Source organism: Affinundibacterium flavidum, from assembly GCF_014284175.1.
GTDB lineage: Bacteria > Pseudomonadota > Gammaproteobacteria > Burkholderiales > Burkholderiaceae_D > Undibacterium > Undibacterium flavidum.
The window spans coordinates 249,917-271,451 of record NZ_JACOGA010000005.1; the positions used below are offsets into that span (position 1 = coordinate 249,917).

Sequence of the window (21,535 nt, forward strand, 5' to 3'; positions counted from 1 at the left end):
ACACAAATGAATCCACATAGAATTACTCGCCATATACAATATCACTCCGCAACACATACTTGACACCACTTTTCACGTCAACCCCTTGATGCCAGAGCGAATGTTCAAAAATTATTGCCAATCCTTTTTTTAGTAAAACTTTTAGATTTCCTTCTCGAAAAAAAGTCTCTCCGCCAATACAATCCTCATTCAAATATACCAGTAAAGTATAAAGAGTCTCATTCTCGCCTATGCTTTGGCGACCATCTCTATGCATGCTAAATTTTTGACCTAGCTGATATTTATAAAACCTAAAATTCGACGATATTCCAATCGCATTCTTGCCCTCACAAATGGGCAGATTTAATTCCGCTATCTTTTGCCAATAAACCTTTGCCAGAGTATTCGATAGATAATCAACTCTTTCATTATTTCGAATATTGGTAAGCAACTGCCTGCCAGACAGCGTTTGCACGTCGGCCTGCTTGAAACCAATCGCCTCACTTAATGCAATCAGAGAATCACATTCCTCTACGGGTAGGAATGCGTCTATTTCAAAAACACCTTCTTCAAGTTTTACTAATTTCATGGCTCGCGGTCAGTTAATGCTGAACTACAAAGATCGAAACATTTTCCTCTTTTATTCGCTGCATTTGATGTCATAGATAATCATGCTCTGTCTTTATATTTATTAATCCACCAAGGCGCACAATCAATCAAGAAAAATTCGCACTTCAACTCCAGCATGTTGCGCCAGTTCAACCGCATGCACCGTTCCGCGCGCCATACCTGGCTTGCCATAGTCAGCATGAAATGCGAGCACCAGGTCTATACCTGTCTTGAGCATCCTTTCATTGAGCCCTTTCCAGCCATCGACTGGATAGCGACAATAATCTTCTGCTGATTTATGCATGGCCTCTACACCTAATCCAAGATCCTGCGCGATGGCGATTGCGATTGCATCAACACCTGGCGTATCACCTGTTACGATCACACTGGTAGCTGAGAGTTGACTTAATTCACGACGTAACGCTACGGCATCTGTCCACGTGGTTGATCCAGTAATCAATGTGCGCATAAGTCTGATTTTCTCTCTTGTGATGCAATCGCTGTATACAGATGAAGCCTCACGCTTTCCAACGCAGCAAATGTTATGAAAAAAATGTAGTTGCTTGCATTGACAATATATTCCTTAGTTAAATATTGCTTGCCAATCTTGTCCTAACTTCCGCAAGTGTGACTTCATTGAATAATTTTCCGTTTTCAAAGACAGTCACAAATTCGCATTCATTGACTTTATTCCAGCTAACCTGATCTTTCAGGTAAAACTCGCCTTCTGAATCTTTATAAACTGCAACTAAGCCTTTAGCGGAATTTTTGGTACCATCGCCAGTTTTCGGTGCTTTGAATATTTCGCGATTTTCACCTGCAATTTTTGCGAAGGTCGCTTTTACCGCGAAGCCGTCGGTATCACGCGTCACGTGCTGATAGGTATAACTACCAATGCCAAATACCACATTGGTTGAGGCAAAGCCCCTCGCTTTCAAGCCTGCACAAATTGCCATTGCACGCTCTATTGTGATTGAATCGCCATAAATTAATCCTACATGTGGGTCAAGAAGTTTGTAGCCTTTTGCCGTTTCGCTACCGCCAAATACTTCCCACAAACACTCAATCGCACCTTTATATTCAGGCGAACCGGCCGGGGCTTCAGCATCACCACAAATCATTTTCACAGGACAACCAGTGTCTGGGCGGAAAACCACCTTACCATCGCGTGCCAAAATTTGTTCTTTCAATTTAACAGTGAAGTCGGTCATTACCTGCCAGAAATCCCAAGAATCAGACACAATACTGACGATACCAGCCGGATAAATATCTTGAATTAAGCGGCGGAAAGTTTCCAACTCATTGTCCATGCCACCTGCGCACATCACAGAGTGCTCTGTTGCCGCGACACTACCGCCGACCAATTCCAGGTCGCTATTCGCACCGTAATAATCTTCTAGAAAATCAATTGCAGGAATCGTGTCGGTGCCAGTAAAACTTAATAAATGCGCCGCACCACTCATTGCTGCGGCTTCAGCGCCGAACATGCCACGGAAACTAAAATCATGCCCCTGCCAATTTACAAACTCTGTGCTGCCGTCAGTTTCGAGTGCATACTTGGTGAGAATTTTTTTATACTCATGTGCGGTCGTGGCGCTGGTGCACATGCCCCACACATTCGTCGAAAGTATCGTTTCCAGATAATTGGTCAGCCAAAAGAAGCGCTCATCCGTATTGAAAATCACCAGACATGGAACTCTTAATGGATAGACTGAACCTTCTGGCAGAGCCATGATTTTGATTGGCAAGTAACCGAGATCATGCAGGTCGGCGATGTGCTTTGTACCGACATTATTTGGGCCAAGATAATTATTGATACGACGTTCAAAGCGACGTAACACTTCTTCTTTTGGCTGTTTGAAGAAATCATCTTCCCAGCTTTTTATCAAAAAGCTTTTGATGAAATACTGCAGGCCAAAAAATACAACATGATCGGTGTATTCACGACGCGTTGTCCTGGCGGTGAGATTACTAAACACGACTTCGGTATTGTCTGGATATTGACGGCGATGATCGACTTTGTAACCATCAATCGCGGTGGCTGGATTTAATTTCATGTGAGTTCTCCTTGTGCTAGCTTTTGTTGGCTTATGCTGAAATGTATTGCCAAATATTTTTTACGTTTAAAAAGTCGGTGGCGACCAAATCTTTCAAACTATTAGTGGTGTACACCGCATCGATGCCACTTTCTAACAACTTACTTTCTTGCGCGCTGCCCTCATAGTGCGATACTGCCAAAACGATTTTGTGGCAATTCTTCGTTTTTAGTTTTTTTGCCAGCTCGATAAAGGTACGGCCACCAGCACAAATATCATCAACTATCACTGCCGTTTTCCCACCTAAATCCTCACAAAACACTTCGGTGCCAATAATCGACCCATTGCGTACATCACGTAACTTATCCGCTCTGACAACCTCCAATCCCCCCAGTTGAGCGGCCAATTCGAAAATCTTTTTATTTGAACCGGCATCTGGGGAAACCAAGATAATATCTGTGCCAATTTCAGCAACGACATCTCTAATAAATTGATGGTTCTTGACGACCTGCACCTTATTCAACAAAGCAACGACAACGTCGCTGTGGGGATCAAAAACCGTCACTTGGCGATACTGTTGTTGATTGATCAGGTCGGCATACACTTTGGCAGACAATGGTTCACCTCGATTGCAAACGCGATCTTGTCTTGCGCCTGGAAAGTAAGGAATCGTCAAATCGATTTCTTTCGCGCCGTGACGACGCAAAGCGTCGGTCAAGAGTAAAAGCTGAATGATTGATTGATCGCCGCTGTAGCGAAACATGATTTCAACATGACTGCTAGCCGGTCCCAAAACTTGCACATGGTGCTCTCCACTGCCGAAGACGAACTGCTTGAGTAACTCACCTTCTTGATGAAGGCTGGGCAAAAAATAGCGACTACAAGCGTTTTCCGCGTTAATCATAATTCATTCCTTTTTCTAAAATCAGCAAAGTGTAGCTGCTTTAAAAACAAATTTAAAAATAAATTTAAAAACATTTTCTTTTCACTTTTTTCTATCGACGTGAATTTATTATAGTTAACTTAGTTTAATTGTGCAACTAAGTATCTTTATTTTCTTTCTTAAGAAAAATTTACAAATACAATTTCAAATACAATTTCAAATACAATTTCAAATACAATTTCAAATACAATTTCACAAAACTATTGGATTAAATCATGCGATACTTAGATTAAAGATTGAATTAAGAGTTAATCCAATTCAGCGAAGTGCATTTGATTTTAGTGAATGATTTTCACCAAATAGGAATGTAAGTACATCGCCATTTAATGGAGTTTTAAGTGAACCAAATTATCTGCACCGTCGATATCGTGTTACTCACCTTGCACGAAGGCGTTCTAAAAGTTGCCTTATTAAAGCGTGATCGAGAACCGTTTAAAGGCGTCAATGCCCTCCCCGGCGGCTTCATTCACAGCAATGAAGATAGCGATGTACAGGACGCAGCTTTGCGCGTACTCAAAGAAAAAACCGGTATTGATGCCCCCTATTTGGAACAGCTGGCAAGCTTCTCTGGCCCAGCACGCGACCCGCGCGGATGGTCGGTTTCCATCGCTCACTACGCGCTGGTTTCTTTCGACGTCATTAATAGCGCAGCTCACCCCGATATCAAATTAGTGAGTGTTGATCGGCCATCATCGTTACCATTCGATCATCGCAGCATTTTAGAAACAGCCGTTTCTCGCCTGCGTAGTAAAAGCCAATATTCGTCCTTACCCTGCTATCTCACAGGCGAGACGTTCACATTACCGCAACTACAACGCGTCTATGAATTTTTGATGGGAGAGGCACTCAACAAAGTCAGCTTTCGCAGAAAAATCACTGAGATGGATATGCTAGAAGCGATCCCAGGTCAATTTGAAACAGCTGGCGCGCATAGGCCAGCGCAACTGTATCGCTTAAAGAAAATTTTTAGACAGCAATTGCAGCTGCTGGATAGAGGATTGTGAATCGTTTGAATCTATGGGCGATTTGCGGTGGAACAAAGTGAAGCTCAACATAAACTTTACTGTGTTTTTTTGACGCTAATTTGAAAACTACAATTGTATGGATACGCTTTAGCTATTTGTACCTACACTCTGAACCATATCACGGTCAGTTCGATCGATCATATTGTTTGCCATTCGCTTATAGTGCCGCCTCTTTAATGGGTATCTACGAAATAGATATTTTCACCGACTGTCGAGACTAGAAGAAATGCAGGTTGATCATGTCCAAATAAAACACCCACAACGTGATAGAACGGTACACTTTTGATATATACAAATTTCTGCAACTCGCCTTCTGCTATTTTAGTTGCTTTCCTAGTGTAATCGCGCAAGCTCAAACTACCCTTGCCATCGAAGTCAAATACAAGTCTATTGCCAATTCGTTTTACGTGCGGATCCGCAATTTTTTCAACGCCCCATTCCCAGGACATAAGCGGTTCAAAAAACCCGAAGCTAGAAGCTACTTCCTCCGCTTGGCTAATGGATATTCTTTTGACGAATTTCTGTTCAAAAATGTACCCTTGCCGAAAATCGTAAGATTGAGCTACGGCCTCGTCTCCCGCCCAAAAAAACAGGATAGCAATCAATACATTTGTAAATATTTTCATACAAAACTCTCACACATGTTCAATATCGTTTCAAGATGCCCAACAAAGGTGGTCGGGATCACTGGCACCGAAAATTGAAATAGTGGAGCAGTCATTGACGGTAGTTTTCAGTCCATAGTCCTGTTAGACATACATAAAGATTCTAAATTAATTGCTATTGAGAGTCACGTACCATGCGAAACAACTCGCCAATTGGCGCGGTATACCATGAGCATTTTTAAGTACCCATTCCTCTATTTCAGTTGTTTCGAAAATCGTAGCGACCCCGCTCCAAGATGTAATAGCACGTTTCGATGAAACCGGATTAGATGAATAAAACATGTATGGTTCATCAGAAACGTGATTGTCTATATAAATAATATGCCAGTTGTTATATCTAAACACCCCTAGGACTTCAACTTGATTATATTTTTCAAGTTTCGCAATTATCGAACCAAACGCTATCTTTTGTTCCTTACTCAAACGCCGATCTATCCCTTTACATGGATACTTCCCTACCCAAGAAATAGACTCGAAATATTGTTTCCTCGTGATGTCTTTGTTTCTTAAAGCCTCTCTCAAAGTATCCTTGAAACGCGACTTTGCTTCGTTCGTTAGCGGGGTTTCATCTAGCTGAGGCATCGCAAAAACACTCGTTGCGATAGATAAGAAGATGCAAGAAAACAGTGACTTCATTCGAATATCCAACGTTAGAGCTGTGGGACGATGCAGCCGTCGCACACGAATGATTTGTTAAGTGCGTTCATTAGTTACCACCCGCAATTAGTGACAGTTCAGCGCTTTGATTTGCGCCGATAAAACGCCAGCCACCATTACCAATATGATCAAATGCACCGAGATAAGTGCCAATGCTTTGCCCATCTTGCTCAGTAGTTAAACTGCGTTTAGATACATCAATCGTCACTGCATCAAAATAACCACGGACAACATAACGACCATCTGGAAGCTTATAAAGCTGGGTGCGGGAGTAAGCACCTGAGTCTGGAAGCATTTCAATGTGCTGATCCGGCTCACCTTTGGTTCGAAGAACTAGGGCACGTCTATACTCAGCCAGATATGGGTGCATAGGTTCTAGTTGCAAAACCAATTGAGAATCGGAGTTTGGTATTCTTGCTATTGCTTCGTAAGTCGGTATAAAACAAAAACCGTTAGCTACAAATACCACGATCAAGCACACCACCACGATGGAAGTGAAAGTAAAAAATTTGAACGTTCGCAATTTCATGGGCAAGCACTTAACGTTGAATTGAAAGGCGGGTACGCCAATCTGTAGATTGCAAAAAAGACTTTGTACACGCGCCATTTTCGAAAGTCATGTTGGGTTAGTCACCAATTCTTCGTAACATCAATTGACTGCCCATCGACATGCAAATGATACGATTCAAATCCTTGCTTATCCGTTAAAAGTTTAAGTTCACTTCCATTTAAAAATCGGAACATGATTTCATTGTTGGGTAATTTTCAAAGGTTGTAACAACTTGCCCAAGCAGGGCGGTCAAACAACCACCTTTCTCGCCCAAATCCTCATTCGATGTTCTTAAAAAGCTTAAGTCCAAACCACTCAACTCATATCCAGATTCGATGTCTATTGCTGCTCCCCCTTCCCACTTATCAAGCAATTCCAATTCTGTGCTTCGTTTGTGGAAATTGATTCGAACGTGGTGACGCCCAACTCGATCCACCATATGGTCATATCAAGTTGGGCACCAAACTTTTAGTTATCGTGCCGCGCTACACTTGCCTGGTTTTGCCATTTCAAGCATTGAGACATCTTTTTTTCCTTGCTCTTCAGGTATTTGCTCTAGTCCCGCACCACCAACAAATACACCCAATTTAATGTACTGTCGAATAAAATAGTTCTTATTGGTCTCGAACTTCAATTCAAAGGTATTAGGTGAAAATTCAGATTCGGTGTCAACTTTATGGTTTTTCCCGCCCTCAACTTCCGTATAAAAAAACACATCTGGTGCGCTTTCGCCGATGCACTTTCCATCAATCCATACGTCTTTCTTAAGTGCCTTACCAACGAAGCTGTTACGATAGATGTAGACTCCAGCATTACCTTGACTAGGTGGGTTAAATTCTTTTGCTTTTGCCGACTCTGCTTTTGATGCCATATCTACCGAGGCACATCCTGTAATTAGCAGTGCTGTTGTAAGTGTAACGACTGAAACGATTTTCATTAAATTGATTCCTAGATTGAGTTATTGAAAGTTTGAGCTGGTTTACGCCCACTCACGGCGAATTAGTGCATAACGAAAAGAGGATGACCGCCCACAAATTAAAGAATGAACACAGCTCCATCGCGGCCAATCCGATCGATTATCTGATTAAGTATCATTCCCAGCCCAAGACCAAATATTGGGCTTTCTAGTACTAGTGATTGTTCCCGGTTGGCGACGATATTCGGTGGGTGCGCGCTCTAAGGTTGCAATCACTTTCTGGCGATTGGCATTTTCTGATAGAAAAGCGGAAGTTTCTCGAACCATCTCTGCGTCTCCCAATGATCACCACCGAGATTTTCTTTATATACGGGGAGACGGCTACTTGGGTGAATTTTTCTTGAGTAGTAATCGAGACAAAGTTCAACTTGCATAGAGCTATGAAAAATAAACTGAAAACCGCGAACCTCGACTACGCAAACTTTATATGGAGTTAGCCCGCCCGTATGTTCATACCTCGTAAATTGCTCGTTATCGATGTACCACATGTGATTCGGATGCTTCGTCCGATCAAAGTCTTCAATTGAAATTTTCGCCATAGCTTTAATACTTAACGTTTGAAATGAGAGGTGGCACCCGGCTTGCCGGGTGACGTCCTCTCGATTGAAGGGTTAGGCGTCGGCATTTGGGCTTAAAAGTTTTATGCCGCACTCTTGGCAGAACTGAGCAGAAGGCGGGACGGCGTGGCCGTTTGAGCACTTCCTATCGCGCAGCAAATGCGGTGCTCGACGAACAGAGTACATGGTTGCAAAGGCAGCGCCATAGAAAACCATCCAATGGCCTGAGAAGCCACGTATCTCCGACCCGGCGGCTTCATGCCTACTGGCCACAAACATGAAATAGAGAAAGTTGACGATGGCGTACGCGAAGATGCCATACAGCGCGCGTCTCATCCAAAGCGGGCAACCGCCAAGCGTTGCCTTCCAAAAGTCGCGCTGATTTGTGTTCTTGGTCAGGCGGCTAGATATCAGTACGGTAGGAATCCACACCACAAAGATTCCCATGTGCAGGCTCCAAACGGCTTCACCGCCTGGAACTTGGATGCCCGTCAGCGACGCAAGATGTGCAGCGAGACTGAGGATGAATCCAATAGCCGCGAGCACCATGAAAGGAAATAGGACGATATTCATGAGAGTGAGGGCATTTGACGTTTAACGCTGAGCTGATCGGAACTGCGCGCAACGCACCAAAGCCGAAGAATAAGTGATTGAAAAAATGCTGAACATCGGAACTCCATCATGCGCAGTTTCCGGGTCGAGCGTCGTGTTAAACATCATAGCGCACCCCTTCGCCGAGCCAATCTTTACGGTTCCAGTCTTTTGCAGGTACAAAAGCCGCCCATCCAGCAGTAGACAATTTTTTTGCATATGTATCAGCTAATGCTGCAGCATCAATACTCTCATTTGTCGAAGAAATCGGTAGCCAAAAACGATACCCATCCAAATCAGAGTCATCTGTAAACGTAACTTTGATTTGGAGGTCATCAGCCTTTGAACGAAAGTAGTGCCCGTCAACATAATGGGAGCTTTCCCTTTCCTCAAAATCCGCAATTCCAAAAATCTCAAACACTTGAGAAGAAAACGACCGAAGGTCAAGTTCTGACGATGCCTCCACAAAAATATCTGAATACGTGGTCATGATGTTTAACTTGTTATAAAGTGAAAAAACCGACGTTAACATATTCTTAAAAATTCTTCAACAAAGTGCCAATCCTCTGGGAAGCCGCGCCACGACTTACTCTTTCTAGCTATAACTCCCATTGTGCAGGTATAACAAAGGCACCCATTAATGCCGATCCAAGGCGCAGTTTCGAAATGGCGTGATAGAAATAGCCCTTTCACGCTTGCGTAGTACAAGCCAATAATCATCTTTTCCCTGCTATCTCGCAGGCTAGACATTCACATTACCAGCACTACAACGAGTCTATGAATTCTTGATGTGAGAAGCACTCAACAAAGTCAGCTTTTGCAGAAAAATCACAGAGATGGATTTGTTAGAAGCGATCCCAGGTCAATTTGAAACAGCTGGCGCACATAGACCAGCGCAACTATATCGCTTAAAGAAAATTTCTAGACAGCAATTGCAGCTGCTGGATAGAGGATTGTGAATCGTTTGAATCGACGGGTGATTTGCGGTGGAACAAAGTAAAGATCAACATAAACTTTACTGTGTTTTTTTGACGCTAATTTGAAGACTACAATTGTATGGATACGCTTTAGCTTTTTGTACCTATGCTACGTAACGCAAAGTTAAAAGGCACGCACGCCGATTAGTAAATTTAAGGTATAGCGTATTCACGCGCCATTTTCGAAAGTCATGTTGGGTTAGTCACCAACTCTTCGTAACATCAATTGACTGGCCATCGACATGCAAATGATACGATTCAAATCCTTGCTTATCCGTTAAAAGTTTAAGTTCACTTCCATTTGAAAATCGGAACATGATTTCATTGTCGGGTAATTTTTCAAAGGCAGTAACAACTTGCCCAAGCAGGCGGTCAAACAACCACTTTTTTCGCCCAAATTCTCATTTGATGTTCTTAAAAAGCTTAAGTCCAAACCACTCAACTCATATCCAGATTCGATGTCGATTGCTGCTCCCTCTTCCCACTTATTAAGCAATTCCAATTCTGTGCTTCGTTTGTAGAAATTGATTCGAACGTGGTGACGCCCAATACATATTTGAGTCACTTCGTGCCCAACTATGCTAGCTCAGGGAAAGTCTAATGGAATCGGGAAGCCTGCCATTTCTTGAAGCCTAAAGTTGATTTGAAAGGCGCGCGCCAATCCATAAATTTAAAAAAAGTGCCACTGCGTGCGTCATTTTAATAAGTCATGTTTCGACACAGCAGACACTAAAACCTGCGTAGTAACGGGGCATTTCTTGAGATCACATTAACGCATCCATTGCTCGTAGCAATGAACCATTCCGAGAATCCACCGAAAGAGTGAGTTACCATCAGCATCCCCTCGGTCTGTAACTCTTGCATCATCCAACCTCCGCTCTCTATTTCGTAAACGATGTTTTCATGCCATGAGGTTTCACCACTTCTCCAATATGGAATTAAATCACCCTCATCCAGAAAGCGAAAGCCTCTCATTTGAGTGAAAAGTACTTCTAAATATTCTTCCTCTTCAGCATCTTTTGCCAAAATCTGGATAACGATCCGAAGTCCAGATGCCCCAAGAGTCAATTCCGCAATATCTGTGGAACGACTTCCCGTTTCACCTCCAACGATTGGTTGAACTTTGATAGTCATAACGTTTAATTGTGTGTTGCACCAACGAATTATTAAAATAGGGCGAAACGCTAACCCACGCGTCTGTCACGAATGTCATGCTAGGCATTTCTTTGCGCGACATTTCATTAGTCAAGGTTATCCTGTGCCTTCCAATGCGACTACCACGCAAACGCCACTGACCAAAATACAGAAAAGCATTAACTTTTGTTTACCGAGCAATTTATCGCCCAAACCAGTTAGTTCCGAATCGCCAAGTTCAGCATACTTTCTTCCCCAAAAATATCTTACGTAACCGACTGATCCATACAGAGGTTCATCTTCAAACTGCGTTGGAGAACCGACTGTATTCCAATGTTCGTAATGGTTCAATTTAAGATGCTTTAAGAAACGTCCATAGGCAACTACCCAAATAATATTCAGCGACACAAAGCCCAATAAGGCTACTAGGCCAATGATTACGACGATCACTTTGATTATCTGCATTTTGATGCATAACGTAACGGCGAGCTGATGACCGCACACAAATTAATAAAAAACTTCGCCATTTTGCGACCAGTCCGATCGACCATTTTGTTAACCATTATCATTTCCCTCGCAGCAACGCACCAAAATTGCCACAATTGAGTCAAAGTCATTCGACATTGTCAAAAGCTGCAGAAGCTCTTCTTTCTCCATAAGTTGAGTGAAGATATCTTCATCCTTCTCGACACTTTTTCTGATTGCAGCTTGAAGAGCTGAAACTTCATATTTTCCAACTCTTGAATAGCTGTACTCGAATAATAAAGTTGGGTTGTATATTGTTTGAGAAAGCAATTTCGAAAAAGATCCTAATTGACGCTCGGGCATTACATTCTCAACCACGTATTTATATCCATCTCGATTGAAAAACTGTACATCTCTCCACCACGATTTGTGAAATCCCAACGCACTTCCGCGAACTTTCTTGCTCAGTTCTTCGGACAGTTGAAAAAAACCATTCTCGCCGATAGCGACGACATTATTTTTCATGATGGCTAACGCAAAATTCAGAGACACGCGCTTGGGCGTCCGGCGAAACAAAGTGGAGCGAACTGGACTGTCTTGTTAAATGCCAATTTCATGTGCAACCTTTAAAAGTTTTTCGACAACTAGCTCCCGATTTTTTGGTGCCTTTACGTGCGCGGGCAGTCGACTCAGCCAATTGCTATTCGGTCCCGCTTTACTGCCCCTCAAAACTGTCAGGCGCTCCGATGATTTCAACGGTTTCATTTGAAGCACTCGAACGCACTCATCGATTTGAGCACGAGAGGAAAACCGAAACACCATATCAGAAAATTCCACACACAAGACACGAAATCCTTTTTTGCCTTCTGGTTTGGGCGCCGGCGGATCGTATTCTTGCGAATCGCGCCACGTCGTCCCTTCTTTTTCTATGTGTACCCAATAAGCCATTGGTTCATCTCGCCAATCTTCCGCATATTCGATCCAGTAGCGTGGTGGTTTCTTCATCGGCATTTGACTTGTTCTAAAGTGAAAAAACCGACGTTAACACATTCTTAAAAATCCTTCAACAAAGTGCCAGTCCTCTGGGAAGCCGCACCACGACTTACTCTTTCTAGCTATACCCCCCTTGTGCAGGTATAACAAAGGCACTCATTAATGCCGATCCAAGGCGCAGTTTCGAAATGGCGCGATAGAAATAGCCCTTTCACGCTTGCGTAGCAAAAGTCAATAATCATCTTTTCCCTGCTATCTCGCAGGCGAGACATTCACATTACCGCAACTACAACGCGTCTATGAATTTTTGATGGGAAAGTCACTCAACAAAGTCAGCTTTCGCAGAAAAATCACTTTGATGGATTTGTTAGAAGCGATTCCAGGTCAATTTAAAACAGCTGGCGCACGTAGGCCAGCACAACTATATCGTTTGAAGAAAATTCTTAGACAGCAATTGCAGTTGCTGGATAGAGGATTGTGGATCGTCTGAATCTACGGGTAGGTTACGGCGGAACAAAGTGAAGCTCAACATGGAACTTCACTTTGTTTTTTCGACGCTAATTTGAAAACTACATTCATATGGATACGCTTTTGCTGTTCGTACCTAAGACGCTAGTTCACGTCAAAACGAAGTCAACACAAATAGCGGAACAAGAACACTTGCCACGACAAAGAGACTCAGAAAAATACTTGCATACCAGCGTATTCCCGCGGCGGCACTAACGGGCAGGCGACTCATCGCGCTATTGTCTGATCGCAGAAAACCACGTGTTGGATGAAACCAAAACGCGCAACACAAAGCTGCCCAAGTCAAAAAAATAGGAGGAGCAGCAATACCGACAAACATCCCCAGTCGTACTTTTCCGGGAATCACAAATATAAAAACTGCAGCCCAAAAAGTTACGATTCCCGTCAAAGCTGCAGCAAGCAAAGACCATCGAAATGCGTGTAAGCGAATTGCGAATCTGGTGAGTAAGTTTGGTGTCATTTTTTCTTTCAGTTCAGGTTGGTCGTCCTTTAAAGGCAATGCGATCCACACTGCAATTTGACGGGGAAGTCTATTTATTAAGGCGTTTCTTCACAAGTATCAGTACACAGCCGACTCAGAACATAAGCAATGTTGCACCACGCGGTGCAATCAGATGAACTTATGCAAACCGCAGCAAAATGAACATCCCAACAGAGGCAAAATTACAGTTATGTACAACATCATTTACTGAAGATATGCCCTGAATATGCCAATCTGTCTCATCAAAGGAAATACACAAGCAGGTATGAAAACTACGGCTCTCGAAAAAATCACCCTCCTTACTTGCGTTTGAGATATTTGCCTTTTCTGACCTGACTGATGACCGCTAACGCCCAAATTAAGACGCGCTAGGAAGCGGCTTCGATTTGAATGAATTATTCGAGTGCATTGACTTACTGCGCAACTGTGCCTCGACTTGCTTCAATACGTCTGCCCCCTGTGGCAATTGCCACGAGTTGCCACAGCTATCTATGCGGAAAGTGCTGCCAGATTTAGTGAAAAAGAATAGATGCTTTTCTCCAGAGCGCATCGTGTATCTGCTGGAATCATTCTCTTCCCTGACGGTAACGACGGCTGGGAGATGGCCTTTGAGTTGGCGAACGACACGAATCGTGTGCAAGTGTGCCGTGACCCCGTCCGGATCATCATGATCTTCTTGTAGCGGAGAGGTTTTTATAAGCTTACCAATCACGATTGCTTGACTAGAGCGTATCTCACTTTCTAACGGCACACGATACCCGGACACCAATGTTTTAGGATCGAGGCATGCGGCGCACGCAGGCGACGATATGACCGTGGTGGAGAGCAAAGCGAGAACTAAAAGTGGTGAAATATTTTTCATGTACTTAGCCGATTAATTTGACCGACGCGAGGCGTCTATAACGAATGACATTTTATACGAACCAGTCAAAATAGTTCACCAATATCGCCAATCACCTCAGCGCCTTCAATGAAACGGCCCACAGCGTCTGAGCGCTCGACGGTTTGCCCAGGGTTCGTCCATTTTCTTAGCTCATCTCGTTTGCGTTGTTCTTCGTCCAGGCGTGCTATTTTCTCATTTGAAAATAGGAACTCGAGAGGCAAGTTGGCACTGCAATATAAGCAGTGTCCTACTCTCCGGTTCAATACCGCTTGCTTACAAGCAGGGCATTTGTACTTTATCGGTAAATCATCCATAGCTAAACCACATAAGGTAAAAGTGAGTGACGCAGCAACATGCGACCTGCCAAAATATTCAACATTATTTCGTTGTCATTTCCGACTGTCATGTCAGGTGCTTGCCTTAGAATCCATTCGGTGTCGACAATTAATATTGAAATTCTTATCGAATTCATCGCAATCGTCATTGCCTATTTACCCCACGAATAAGGGCGTTGTGACTCTTTTTACTTAGTCGTGGAGTTCACCTGCATAAAATTTCGAAACCTTTACATCCTCTATCTCGTTCCATTCATTGCCATTTTTTTTGTGCGCAGAAAAGCTTAACCAATTTTGCTGACATTTAGTACACTGTTTTCGATGAAGCGTTGCAATTAAATAGGCATCGGAAAAATGTTCTGGCTCACCAGCATTTTTATGCAATGTGATTGCGTTTTGCAATTCGGAATTTTTAAAATAGTCTATCAACTCATCGAACATTTTTGCGAAAGTGTCAGCACTTCCAAAGTAACGCACATTTTTCATTTTCGACTTTAGATAGACTGCGCAACTGGTGCAGTATGGAAGATTTGAAAGATATCCGTAAACTACAAAGCCACCAATTGCAAACCCAACGATTTGAAGAAACGCAGTGAAAAAACCAATGCTTCCTAATTCCCCAGATTCGCCAACTTTTACAGCATGCACTCTAAACTCCATAGATTGGTGCTGGAGTATGTATTTCAGATAGTCGATTAAGGAAATATAGTCGCTCAATAGCTTCCCTTCTATTTCAATGGATGCATAAGAAAACCAATGCACCATAAAAAATGTACTTATAGAAATCAGAACCATATTGAACATCAACATCTTGCTTGGCCTATGGCCAAACAGAACAGATCCTAAATAATAGCCACTAGCAGCAAGAAATCCGCAGCCAATTGCACCTATAGGAATAATGAACCAAAGGCTAAAAGAATAAATGGAAAACCCCAATATTTCCTCTATTTTCCAAAGTAAGAATGCTGTGAGTGTACTTGAGACAAATCCGAAAAAACTCACTACTAAATCTTGTACCGCATTCTTCATTCCGTTTCCCCTAATCGACTTTTATATATAAATTGATTTAATTCAAACGAGCATCATTTACTGCTTCTAATCACCAGACAATTCAATCGCCTACTATTTTTGTGCTTTATCGCCTTAGCGTTCGCAACATCCCGAAAGATTGAAAAGCGCGCAAAATTTGTTTTTGTGTTGGCAAATTCTGCACATACTTTGCAATTGCATGAGAAACAGAATCAGGGTGTCATTGGGTCATACGGCATACCTAATTTGTTTAAAAGCAAAAAACGAAGTTAACACATTCTTAAAAATCTATCAACAAAGTTCCAAGCATCTCGTAAGCCGCATCTCATTTATCTCTTTTTTGTTTTACCTCTCTATTAACAGGCATAACTGAGGGATCATGAATTTAGAAATAGAATCAACGCAATGTAAGAACTCGACGTTTGCAAAGTTAACTTAGACAAAAAAAATCAAAAAAGTTATGCATATGGTCTTACTCGACTGTGACCGACTTCGCCAAATTCCTAGGCTTATCAACATCCGTCCCCCGCGCCAACGCCGTGTGATACGCGAGCAACTGCAAAGGCACCGTGTGCAAAATCGGGGACAGCATGCCGTAGTGTTCTGGCAGGCGAATCACGTGTACCCCTTCACTTGGGGTGATGCGAGAATCGGCGTCGGCGAAGACGTAGAGTTCGCCGCCGCGGGCGCGGACTTCTTGCATGTTGGATTTCAGTTTTTCGATGAGCGTGTCGTTCGGTGCGACTGTTACTACTGGCATGTCTTTCGTGACTAAGGCTAATGGTCCATGTTTGAGCTCGCCTGCTGGATAAGCTTCGGCGTGGATGTAAGAAATTTCTTTGAGTTTTAATGCGCCTTCTAAAGCGATGGGATAGTGCAAACCGCGACCTAAGAAAAGTGCGTTTTCTTTGCGGGCGAATTCGTCTGCCCAAGCGATGATTTGTGGCTCTAGTGCGAGTACCGCGGTGATGGCGACTGGTAAATGGCGCAGATCTTTGATGTGGTCTTGTTCTTCGGTTTCGCTGAGTCGGCCTTTGCTTTGTGCCAAGGTTAATGCCAACAAAAATAGTGCCGCAAGTTGCGTGGTGAAAGCCTTAGTCGATGCCACGCCGACTTCGACGCCGGCACGTGTGATGTAGGCGAGTTCGCATTCGCGTACCATGGCGCTGGTGGAAACATTACAGATCGTCAGACTGTGTGGCATGCCGAGTTCGCGGGCGTGTTTGAGTGCAGCAAGCGTATCCGCTGTTTCGCCGCTTTGTGAAATCGTGACGACTAAGCTCTTGGGATTTGGCACGCTGTCGCGGTAGCGGTATTCACTGGCGATTTCTACGTTGACCGAAATTTTAGCGATGGATTCTATCCAGTATTTGGCTGTCATGCCTGCGTAATAGCTGGTGCCACAAGCGAGGATTAAGACATTGTCGATGTCTTTAAAAACGCGATATGCCTTGTCGCCAAACAGCTCAGGCATGATGTTGGTGATGCCTTCCAAAGTGTCACCTAATGCACGTGCTTGTTCGAAGATTTCTTTTTGCATGTAATGGCGATACGGGCCGAGTTCTGCCGCGCCAGTGTGGGCGTGCACAGTGCGGACTTCGCGTTCGACTTGTTTGCCGTTCACATCGGCGATCCACACGCGTTGCAATTGCAGATCGACGACATCGCCTTCTTCTAAATAAATAATTTGATCGGTGGTACCTGCGAGCGCCATTGCATCCGACGCTAAGAAGTTTTCGCCTTTGCCGACGCCGACGATGAGAGGAGAACCTTGACGTGCACCTACCACGCGGTGTGGCTCATCGCGGCAGAATACGGCAATCGCATACGCGCCGGTTAAGCGCTTAACTGCTTGTTGAACGGTGTCGAATAAATCGCCGCTGTATAAATGATCAACTAAGTGGGCGATGACTTCAGTGTCGGTTTGACTTTGGAACACGTAACCAGCGCGGCTTAATTCGGCGCGCAATTCTTCGTGGTTTTCTATGATGCCGTTATGAACGAGCGCAATACGTGCGTTCTCGCCATCAGGTGAAAAGTGTGGATGCGCATTCGCTGAAGATGGTGCGCCGTGCGTTGCCCAGCGGGTGTGGGCGATGCCTGTGAAGCCTGCCAAGCCAGTTTGTTCAACTTGCGCCTGCAATTCGGCGACGCGTGAGGTGCTGCGTGAGCGCTGTAATTTGCCGTCAACATGCAAAGCGACTCCGCAAGAATCATAGCCGCGGTATTCGAGGCGCTTGAGGCCTTCTAACAAAATGGGAGTGATATTGCGTTGTGCTACTGCGCCGACGATGCCACACATAGAGACCTCTATTGAAAAATTTAGTCACCACTGACTGATAAGCACTCATGCTAATCCAGACTGAATGAAATTTTCTTTCAAAATATTCGTAAAAATGCTTAAATAGACCATCAATCTATCATATCAACTAAAAATTTCACTTAACTATAGTTTGTGGAATTTTTAATCACATCAATTCAAAATTTTATGACGAACTTAGATGAACTGGACAAACGCATATTGCAAACTCTGCAACTTGATGCCTCACTCAGCAATCAAGAATTGGCGCAACGTGTGCATGCTTCGCCACCGACATGCCTACGTCGCGTACATCGTCTCAAGAAAGAAGGTGTGATCGCCAAGCAAGTGGCAATTTTGTCGCCAGAAAAAGTCGGCGCTGGTTTAACAGCGATTGTAGAAATCACGCTCGATCATCAAGCGACTGAACATCAAATCGCGTTTGAGCAATTGGTTGCGAAGGAAATCGCGGTACAGCAATGCTATCGGGTCTCGCCCGGACCAGACTTTGTGGTGATCATCCAGGTGGCGGATATGGCGGCTTATCATGCACTGGCACATCGCTTATTTGCGACGCAATCGAATGTGCGCAATGTGCGTAGTTTCTTTTCGATTTCGCGCAGTAAATTTGAAACGCAAGTGGTGCTTGCGTGAAGCCAAATAAAAAACAGCGCAGACCTCTTTGATCGGCGCTGTCCTTTTCATTTTGCATTCTAGATTTGAACAAGCTTGATTTAAGCTTTGGCGTCTTTCCAGCGCTTCAGTATCGTCGCTTCTTGCTCAGCACTGAAAGCCAGTTTGGTGCGCCCTTTTTCTTCCGTTAACTGAGTTTTATACCATGCCAGCGTATCGTTTACCGTTTGCTCAACCGGGCGGAAACGCATACCAGCCTTGACCGCACGTGCATTGCTAAAAGTGTGGAAGCCCTTGGTATCACCGAAATAAGGTGACCAGATTGGGAATTCCATATCCGTTTGTTTCGCCATAAATTCGCTCGGTATCCAGCTCAAATTGCTAGTTGCTTTCGTCGCTTTTTTGCAGGCTTCGATGACACGTCCCCACGGCATCGTTTTCTCTGGTCCCAGTGCATTAAATTTGCCTACCGTTTGCGTTTCTACCATCAACACTAACCACTCTGCCAAATCACGCACATCGATAATTTGGAAAGGATCGGTAGGCGCGCCGGGCACCGCGATTTCACCGCCTTGATCGAAGCGCACTGGCCAATAAGTAAAGCGACCACTAGGGTCATCCGGCCCGACAATATAGCCAGGACGTACTATCGTCGTTTTGCCCGGCATCGCTTGTTCAGCGGCTTTTTCACAGGCGGCTTTTAAGCCACCATAGTTTTCAAAATTTTTGCCCATCTCTTCGACGGCAGGATTCGACAGCACCGCCAGCGGCGTATCTTCATCACCATGCATAGGCACTGGCTCTTTATAGCAACTGATACTAGAAATATAAATGTATTGCTTGACGCGTGGTGCCAGCAATTGCGCAGAGGCAGCGACCATGCGCGGATAGTAACCAGAATCATCGATCACAGCATCCCACTCGCCGCTCTCTAAAGATTTAATACCTTCGCCTTTATTCGGATCACGATCACCCTGGCGCTTTTCTATGTTCGGAAATAAACCGGGACGGGTCTTGCCGCGATTAAATAAGGTCAGTGTATGACCGCGGGCGCTTGCCACGGCAACGATTGCCGGGCCTAAAAATCCCGTACCTCCGAGCACCAGGATCCGCTTAGGTGCGGTCGCTGGCTGTGCTGCAGAAAAAGGCGCAGAAAATGGGGCAGATGCGGCACCAAGACCTGCAGCATTGGCTAAACCTGTGACACTAACAGCCGCGCCTGCAGCAGCACTCATTTGAATAAATTGACGACGTGAATTAGACATCATTAGCTCCTAAATTTAAGTCTCCACCGGAAACACCATACGATCATTCTGATGATCTTCTTTTTAAACTCCGCCCTAAAGCGGCACTGACCCACAACCACACGGTCGCTGTTGATAACGCGACTAATCCTAAAGGAATTGCCAGCCATGTCAGCAGACTGGGTATCCAAACGCCCAACATATCACCACCACGATAAATAAAAGTATCAATAAATGCTTTGGACTTGTAACGCTCATCTGGCCCAAGATTAATATATAAAATTTCACGGGCAGGACGATCAACTGCATAATGCAAACCGCGTCTAAGCACCTGTACGATCGCCAACGCAGCAAAGCCAGGCCAAATCAGCAAGGCACCGAATCCTGTTATCGTCACCAGGGGCAAAATCAATAAAACGCCCGATACACCCAAGCCGCGCAATAAGCGACTAGTCACAAATAATTGCAAACTTAAGGTCAACACATTGCCCCATAAATCCATACGGGCGAAAGCCGCCGTTCTCATCGCATTGTCGGTAAAACTGCGCGCTACGATATCGGCTTGCATCAAATATAGAAATGTCGAGGTCACAGCAAAAAGCAAGATAAACAGACAAATCATCTGTAGATAAGAGGACTGCATAATGGAACGAAAACCTTGACGAAAATCAGGTCCGGGCTCCCTCACCGTTTGCTTGATATTCTCCAACGAAAAATTAGCTGCCAGACGTGTCATGCACAGCACTGCCAATTCCAAACCTACACAAGCTAATACCATCAGTCCAACTGGCTCGAACTTCACACCCCAACTGCCGCGACTCAAAGCCTCTGTGGTCGCCGCCCCCACTATCGCTCCTAGGGTCCCGCCCATAGAAATCATGCCGAATAAACGCTTACCCTGATCCTCATTGAACACATCAGTCATCAGGCTCCAGAAAATCGAGACAACAAACAAATTGAACACGCTCAACCAGACGTAAAACACATAGCCTAATATAGCGCCTCCGTGTTCTGGCAAGAACTTGAACAAGAGCACAAATAGCAAAAGATTTGCGGCGAAAAAATGACTAACGATAGGAATAAAGCGTCGCCGCGCCAACTTAGACACCAACATCGCATACACAGGATTCGCGACCAGCATCGCCAACATCGTTGCTGTCATCAGCCACGGCAATTTATCAACGCCTTTGGCAATCCCCATTGCTTCCCGCACCGGGCGCAGGAAATAGAAACTCAATAGGAGAAAGAAAAAATAAGCCGCAGCCCATAACAAAGCGCGCCCTTCGCCAACACGCAACAAGACTACCCGCTGCAGCCAGGAATGTGTGTCGACTGGATTGTTATTTGATGGATTCATGATGTCCCTGCGCTGGCGAAGAGAGCTCCACACCAGCAAAATTATTTTGTTTTTTTATGTACTGGCTTATGTTCTGTTTTAGATTCTATTGCGCCTTAGTTATGACTTAATGGTCTTAGAAAACTGATTGAAGCAAATGAAATACATATGCGGAGTTGGAGAAAATTTGTAGCGGGAAGTTCAGTCTGATTTGAAAAAACTGAAATATTTATTTCTGCTTCAGACCTGAACTAAGTGAGGTTAAATTGGTCGTGCGTGAACATGCATTGCTCGTGGGCAAGTTCACGATAAATTTTATTGCTCGCATAGTAGGACTTACACAAAACTGTGCTGGGTGGAGCCTACTTGCGTAGATACTGTTATCCGAGTCAAGCAGAATGCAAGCTTGAATCGAAAGGCTTGCCGGATTTTAGTACGCCAAATGCGACATGAATGAGTTTTCTCATCATGGCACCAATAATCACCATGGGAGGTTTCCCGGATGCCGCTAGACGCTGGCGGAAAGCCTTGCCCCATGTTGTTTTATACAAAGCCACCATGGCAGGCATGTAGAGCGCTTTGCGAATAAAAGTATGTCCCACTTTGGACA

General features: G+C 44.3%; 24 protein-coding genes and 3 pseudogenes. 4 read left to right on the top strand and 23 right to left on the bottom strand.

What is annotated here, in order from left to right:
• Positions 1–22: 22 nt before the first annotated feature.
• The 4 genes from H8K55_RS07225 to prs all read right to left on the bottom strand — a co-directional run bounded on the left by H8K55_RS07225 (position 23) and on the right by prs (position 3,528).
• Positions 23–568, bottom strand: coding sequence for a 2OG-Fe(II) oxygenase (locus H8K55_RS07225; protein ID WP_186941400.1), 546 nt, complete (start codon positions 566–568; stop codon positions 23–25).
• Positions 569–691: 123 nt separating this feature from the next.
• Positions 692–1,057: an SLOG family protein gene (locus H8K55_RS07230; RefSeq protein ID WP_186941401.1), complete on the bottom strand. Its 366-nt coding sequence runs from the start codon at positions 1,055–1,057 to the stop codon at positions 692–694.
• 118 nt (positions 1,058–1,175) lie between these two features.
• The gene (locus H8K55_RS07235) at positions 1,176–2,645 is read right to left on the bottom strand and encodes a nicotinate phosphoribosyltransferase (RefSeq protein WP_186941402.1); all 1,470 of its coding nucleotides are present in this window, start codon (positions 2,643–2,645) and stop codon (positions 1,176–1,178) included.
• Between the two features lie 31 nt (positions 2,646–2,676).
• Positions 2,677–3,528, bottom strand: coding sequence for a ribose-phosphate diphosphokinase (prs, locus tag H8K55_RS07240; RefSeq protein WP_186941403.1), 852 nt, complete (start codon positions 3,526–3,528; stop codon positions 2,677–2,679).
• Between the two features lie 377 nt (positions 3,529–3,905).
• On the opposite strand from prs, the gene H8K55_RS07245 reads away from it, so the two are divergent.
• Complete coding sequence (locus tag H8K55_RS07245; RefSeq protein WP_186941404.1) at positions 3,906–4,571, top strand: NUDIX hydrolase; 666 nt, start codon at positions 3,906–3,908, stop codon at positions 4,569–4,571.
• A 194-nt stretch (positions 4,572–4,765) separates the two neighbouring features.
• On the opposite strand, the gene H8K55_RS07250 is transcribed toward H8K55_RS07245, so the two are convergent.
• From H8K55_RS07250 to H8K55_RS07285, 7 genes are all read right to left on the bottom strand, one after another.
• A complete protein-coding gene (locus H8K55_RS07250) occupies positions 4,766–5,218 on the bottom strand; it encodes a hypothetical protein (RefSeq protein WP_186941405.1) in 453 nt (150 codons plus the stop codon).
• A gap of 147 nt (positions 5,219–5,365) precedes the next feature.
• A complete protein-coding gene (locus H8K55_RS07255; protein WP_186941406.1) occupies positions 5,366–5,893 on the bottom strand; it encodes a hypothetical protein in 528 nt (175 codons plus the stop codon).
• Between the two features lie 70 nt (positions 5,894–5,963).
• Positions 5,964–6,521 carry a hypothetical protein gene (locus tag H8K55_RS07260; RefSeq protein ID WP_186941407.1) on the bottom strand — a complete coding sequence of 186 codons (558 nt, stop codon included), beginning with the start codon at positions 6,519–6,521 and terminating at the stop codon, positions 5,964–5,966.
• A gap of 121 nt (positions 6,522–6,642) precedes the next feature.
• Positions 6,643–6,843: a hypothetical protein gene (locus H8K55_RS07265; protein WP_186941408.1), complete on the bottom strand. Its 201-nt coding sequence runs from the start codon at positions 6,841–6,843 to the stop codon at positions 6,643–6,645.
• Between the two features lie 93 nt (positions 6,844–6,936).
• The gene (locus tag H8K55_RS07270) at positions 6,937–7,401 is read right to left on the bottom strand and encodes a DUF2846 domain-containing protein (RefSeq protein ID WP_186941409.1); all 465 of its coding nucleotides are present in this window, start codon (positions 7,399–7,401) and stop codon (positions 6,937–6,939) included.
• 650 nt (positions 7,402–8,051) lie between these two features.
• The gene (locus tag H8K55_RS07280; RefSeq protein ID WP_186941411.1) at positions 8,052–8,570 is read right to left on the bottom strand and encodes a zinc ribbon domain-containing protein; all 519 of its coding nucleotides are present in this window, start codon (positions 8,568–8,570) and stop codon (positions 8,052–8,054) included.
• A 136-nt stretch (positions 8,571–8,706) separates the two neighbouring features.
• Positions 8,707–9,078 carry a hypothetical protein gene (locus tag H8K55_RS07285; RefSeq protein WP_186941412.1) on the bottom strand — a complete coding sequence of 124 codons (372 nt, stop codon included), beginning with the start codon at positions 9,076–9,078 and terminating at the stop codon, positions 8,707–8,709.
• Positions 9,079–9,397: 319 nt separating this feature from the next.
• Between H8K55_RS07285 and H8K55_RS22280 the strand changes: the two are divergent.
• Positions 9,398–9,547: pseudogene (locus H8K55_RS22280) on the top strand (NrtR DNA-binding winged helix domain-containing protein); the annotation flags it as partial.
• Positions 9,548–10,294: 747 nt separating this feature from the next.
• Here H8K55_RS22280 and H8K55_RS07290 read toward each other — a convergent pair.
• The 4 genes from H8K55_RS07290 to H8K55_RS07305 form a co-directional block, all read right to left on the bottom strand.
• On the bottom strand, positions 10,295–10,699 hold the full coding sequence (locus H8K55_RS07290) for a hypothetical protein (protein ID WP_186941413.1): 405 nt from the start codon (positions 10,697–10,699) through the stop codon (positions 10,295–10,297).
• A 117-nt stretch (positions 10,700–10,816) separates the two neighbouring features.
• Entirely contained in the window at positions 10,817–11,164 is a 348-nt protein-coding gene (locus tag H8K55_RS07295) for a hypothetical protein (protein ID WP_186941414.1), read from the bottom strand.
• A 90-nt stretch (positions 11,165–11,254) separates the two neighbouring features.
• Positions 11,255–11,689: a hypothetical protein gene (locus H8K55_RS07300; protein ID WP_186941415.1), complete on the bottom strand. Its 435-nt coding sequence runs from the start codon at positions 11,687–11,689 to the stop codon at positions 11,255–11,257.
• A 75-nt stretch (positions 11,690–11,764) separates the two neighbouring features.
• The gene (locus H8K55_RS07305; RefSeq protein ID WP_186941416.1) at positions 11,765–12,169 is read right to left on the bottom strand and encodes a hypothetical protein; all 405 of its coding nucleotides are present in this window, start codon (positions 12,167–12,169) and stop codon (positions 11,765–11,767) included.
• 250 nt (positions 12,170–12,419) lie between these two features.
• On the opposite strand from H8K55_RS07305, the pseudogene H8K55_RS21790 reads away from it, so the two are divergent.
• Positions 12,420–12,647: pseudogene (locus tag H8K55_RS21790) on the top strand (NrtR DNA-binding winged helix domain-containing protein); the annotation flags it as partial.
• Positions 12,648–12,779: 132 nt separating this feature from the next.
• Here H8K55_RS21790 and H8K55_RS07315 read toward each other — a convergent pair.
• The 5 genes from H8K55_RS07315 to glmS all read right to left on the bottom strand — a co-directional run bounded on the left by H8K55_RS07315 (position 12,780) and on the right by glmS (position 17,715).
• Positions 12,780–13,145 (bottom strand): hypothetical protein, encoded by a 366-nt coding sequence (locus H8K55_RS07315; protein WP_186941417.1) that lies wholly within the window; start codon positions 13,143–13,145, stop codon positions 12,780–12,782.
• Between the two features lie 379 nt (positions 13,146–13,524).
• A complete protein-coding gene (locus tag H8K55_RS07320; protein ID WP_186941418.1) occupies positions 13,525–14,028 on the bottom strand; it encodes a hypothetical protein in 504 nt (167 codons plus the stop codon).
• Positions 14,029–14,093: 65 nt separating this feature from the next.
• Positions 14,094–14,363, bottom strand: coding sequence for a hypothetical protein (locus tag H8K55_RS07325; RefSeq protein ID WP_186941419.1), 270 nt, complete (start codon positions 14,361–14,363; stop codon positions 14,094–14,096).
• Between the two features lie 213 nt (positions 14,364–14,576).
• The gene (locus tag H8K55_RS07330) at positions 14,577–15,413 is read right to left on the bottom strand and encodes a hypothetical protein (RefSeq protein ID WP_186941420.1); all 837 of its coding nucleotides are present in this window, start codon (positions 15,411–15,413) and stop codon (positions 14,577–14,579) included.
• A 472-nt stretch (positions 15,414–15,885) separates the two neighbouring features.
• Positions 15,886–17,715: a glutamine--fructose-6-phosphate transaminase (isomerizing) gene (gene glmS / locus H8K55_RS07335; protein ID WP_186941421.1), complete on the bottom strand. Its 1,830-nt coding sequence runs from the start codon at positions 17,713–17,715 to the stop codon at positions 15,886–15,888.
• Between the two features lie 186 nt (positions 17,716–17,901).
• On the opposite strand from glmS, the gene H8K55_RS07340 reads away from it, so the two are divergent.
• Positions 17,902–18,366 (top strand): Lrp/AsnC family transcriptional regulator, encoded by a 465-nt coding sequence (locus H8K55_RS07340; protein WP_186941422.1) that lies wholly within the window; start codon positions 17,902–17,904, stop codon positions 18,364–18,366.
• Between the two features lie 80 nt (positions 18,367–18,446).
• On the opposite strand, the gene H8K55_RS07345 is transcribed toward H8K55_RS07340, so the two are convergent.
• From H8K55_RS07345 to H8K55_RS07355, 3 genes and pseudogenes are all read right to left on the bottom strand, one after another.
• Positions 18,447–19,610: an NAD-dependent epimerase/dehydratase family protein gene (locus tag H8K55_RS07345; protein WP_186941423.1), complete on the bottom strand. Its 1,164-nt coding sequence runs from the start codon at positions 19,608–19,610 to the stop codon at positions 18,447–18,449.
• 43 nt (positions 19,611–19,653) lie between these two features.
• Positions 19,654–20,946, bottom strand: a complete 1,293-nt coding sequence (locus H8K55_RS07350) for an NTP/NDP exchange transporter (protein WP_186941424.1) — start codon at positions 20,944–20,946, stop codon at positions 19,654–19,656.
• Between the two features lie 368 nt (positions 20,947–21,314).
• Positions 21,315–21,535, bottom strand: a pseudogene (locus H8K55_RS07355) (IS110 family transposase); the annotation flags it as partial.

What these genes read in the sequence shown, in the direction of transcription:
- H8K55_RS07225 (WP_186941400.1), bottom strand. Translation starts at nt 568, where the DNA reads ATGAAATTAGTAAAACTTGAAGAAGGTGTTTTTGAAATAGACGCATTC.
- H8K55_RS07230 (WP_186941401.1), bottom strand. Translation starts at nt 1,057, where the DNA reads ATGCGCACATTGATTACTGGATCAACCACGTGGACAGATGCCGTAGCG.
- H8K55_RS07235 (WP_186941402.1), bottom strand. Translation starts at nt 2,645, where the DNA reads ATGAAATTAAATCCAGCCACCGCGATTGATGGTTACAAAGTCGATCAT.
- prs (WP_186941403.1), bottom strand. Translation starts at nt 3,528, where the DNA reads ATGATTAACGCGGAAAACGCTTGTAGTCGCTATTTTTTGCCCAGCCTT.
- H8K55_RS07250 (WP_186941405.1), bottom strand. Translation starts at nt 5,218, where the DNA reads ATGAAAATATTTACAAATGTATTGATTGCTATCCTGTTTTTTTGGGCG.
- H8K55_RS07255 (WP_186941406.1), bottom strand. Translation starts at nt 5,893, where the DNA reads ATGAAGTCACTGTTTTCTTGCATCTTCTTATCTATCGCAACGAGTGTT.
- H8K55_RS07260 (WP_186941407.1), bottom strand. Translation starts at nt 6,521, where the DNA reads ATGGCGCGTGTACAAAGTCTTTTTTGCAATCTACAGATTGGCGTACCC.
- H8K55_RS07270 (WP_186941409.1), bottom strand. Translation starts at nt 7,401, where the DNA reads ATGAAAATCGTTTCAGTCGTTACACTTACAACAGCACTGCTAATTACA.
- H8K55_RS07280 (WP_186941411.1), bottom strand. Translation starts at nt 8,570, where the DNA reads ATGAATATCGTCCTATTTCCTTTCATGGTGCTCGCGGCTATTGGATTC.
- H8K55_RS07285 (WP_186941412.1), bottom strand. Translation starts at nt 9,078, where the DNA reads ATGACCACGTATTCAGATATTTTTGTGGAGGCATCGTCAGAACTTGAC.
- H8K55_RS07290 (WP_186941413.1), bottom strand. Translation starts at nt 10,699, where the DNA reads ATGACTATCAAAGTTCAACCAATCGTTGGAGGTGAAACGGGAAGTCGT.
- H8K55_RS07295 (WP_186941414.1), bottom strand. Translation starts at nt 11,164, where the DNA reads ATGCAGATAATCAAAGTGATCGTCGTAATCATTGGCCTAGTAGCCTTA.
- H8K55_RS07300 (WP_186941415.1), bottom strand. Translation starts at nt 11,689, where the DNA reads ATGAAAAATAATGTCGTCGCTATCGGCGAGAATGGTTTTTTTCAACTG.
- H8K55_RS07305 (WP_186941416.1), bottom strand. Translation starts at nt 12,169, where the DNA reads ATGAAGAAACCACCACGCTACTGGATCGAATATGCGGAAGATTGGCGA.
- H8K55_RS07315 (WP_186941417.1), bottom strand. Translation starts at nt 13,145, where the DNA reads ATGACACCAAACTTACTCACCAGATTCGCAATTCGCTTACACGCATTT.
- H8K55_RS07320 (WP_186941418.1), bottom strand. Translation starts at nt 14,028, where the DNA reads ATGAAAAATATTTCACCACTTTTAGTTCTCGCTTTGCTCTCCACCACG.
- H8K55_RS07325 (WP_186941419.1), bottom strand. Translation starts at nt 14,363, where the DNA reads ATGGATGATTTACCGATAAAGTACAAATGCCCTGCTTGTAAGCAAGCG.
- H8K55_RS07330 (WP_186941420.1), bottom strand. Translation starts at nt 15,413, where the DNA reads ATGAAGAATGCGGTACAAGATTTAGTAGTGAGTTTTTTCGGATTTGTC.
- glmS (WP_186941421.1), bottom strand. Translation starts at nt 17,715, where the DNA reads ATGTGTGGCATCGTCGGCGCAGTAGCACAACGCAATATCACTCCCATT.
- H8K55_RS07340 (WP_186941422.1), top strand. Translation starts at nt 17,902, where the DNA reads ATGACGAACTTAGATGAACTGGACAAACGCATATTGCAAACTCTGCAA.
- H8K55_RS07345 (WP_186941423.1), bottom strand. Translation starts at nt 19,610, where the DNA reads ATGTCTAATTCACGTCGTCAATTTATTCAAATGAGTGCTGCTGCAGGC.
- H8K55_RS07350 (WP_186941424.1), bottom strand. Translation starts at nt 20,946, where the DNA reads ATGAATCCATCAAATAACAATCCAGTCGACACACATTCCTGGCTGCAG.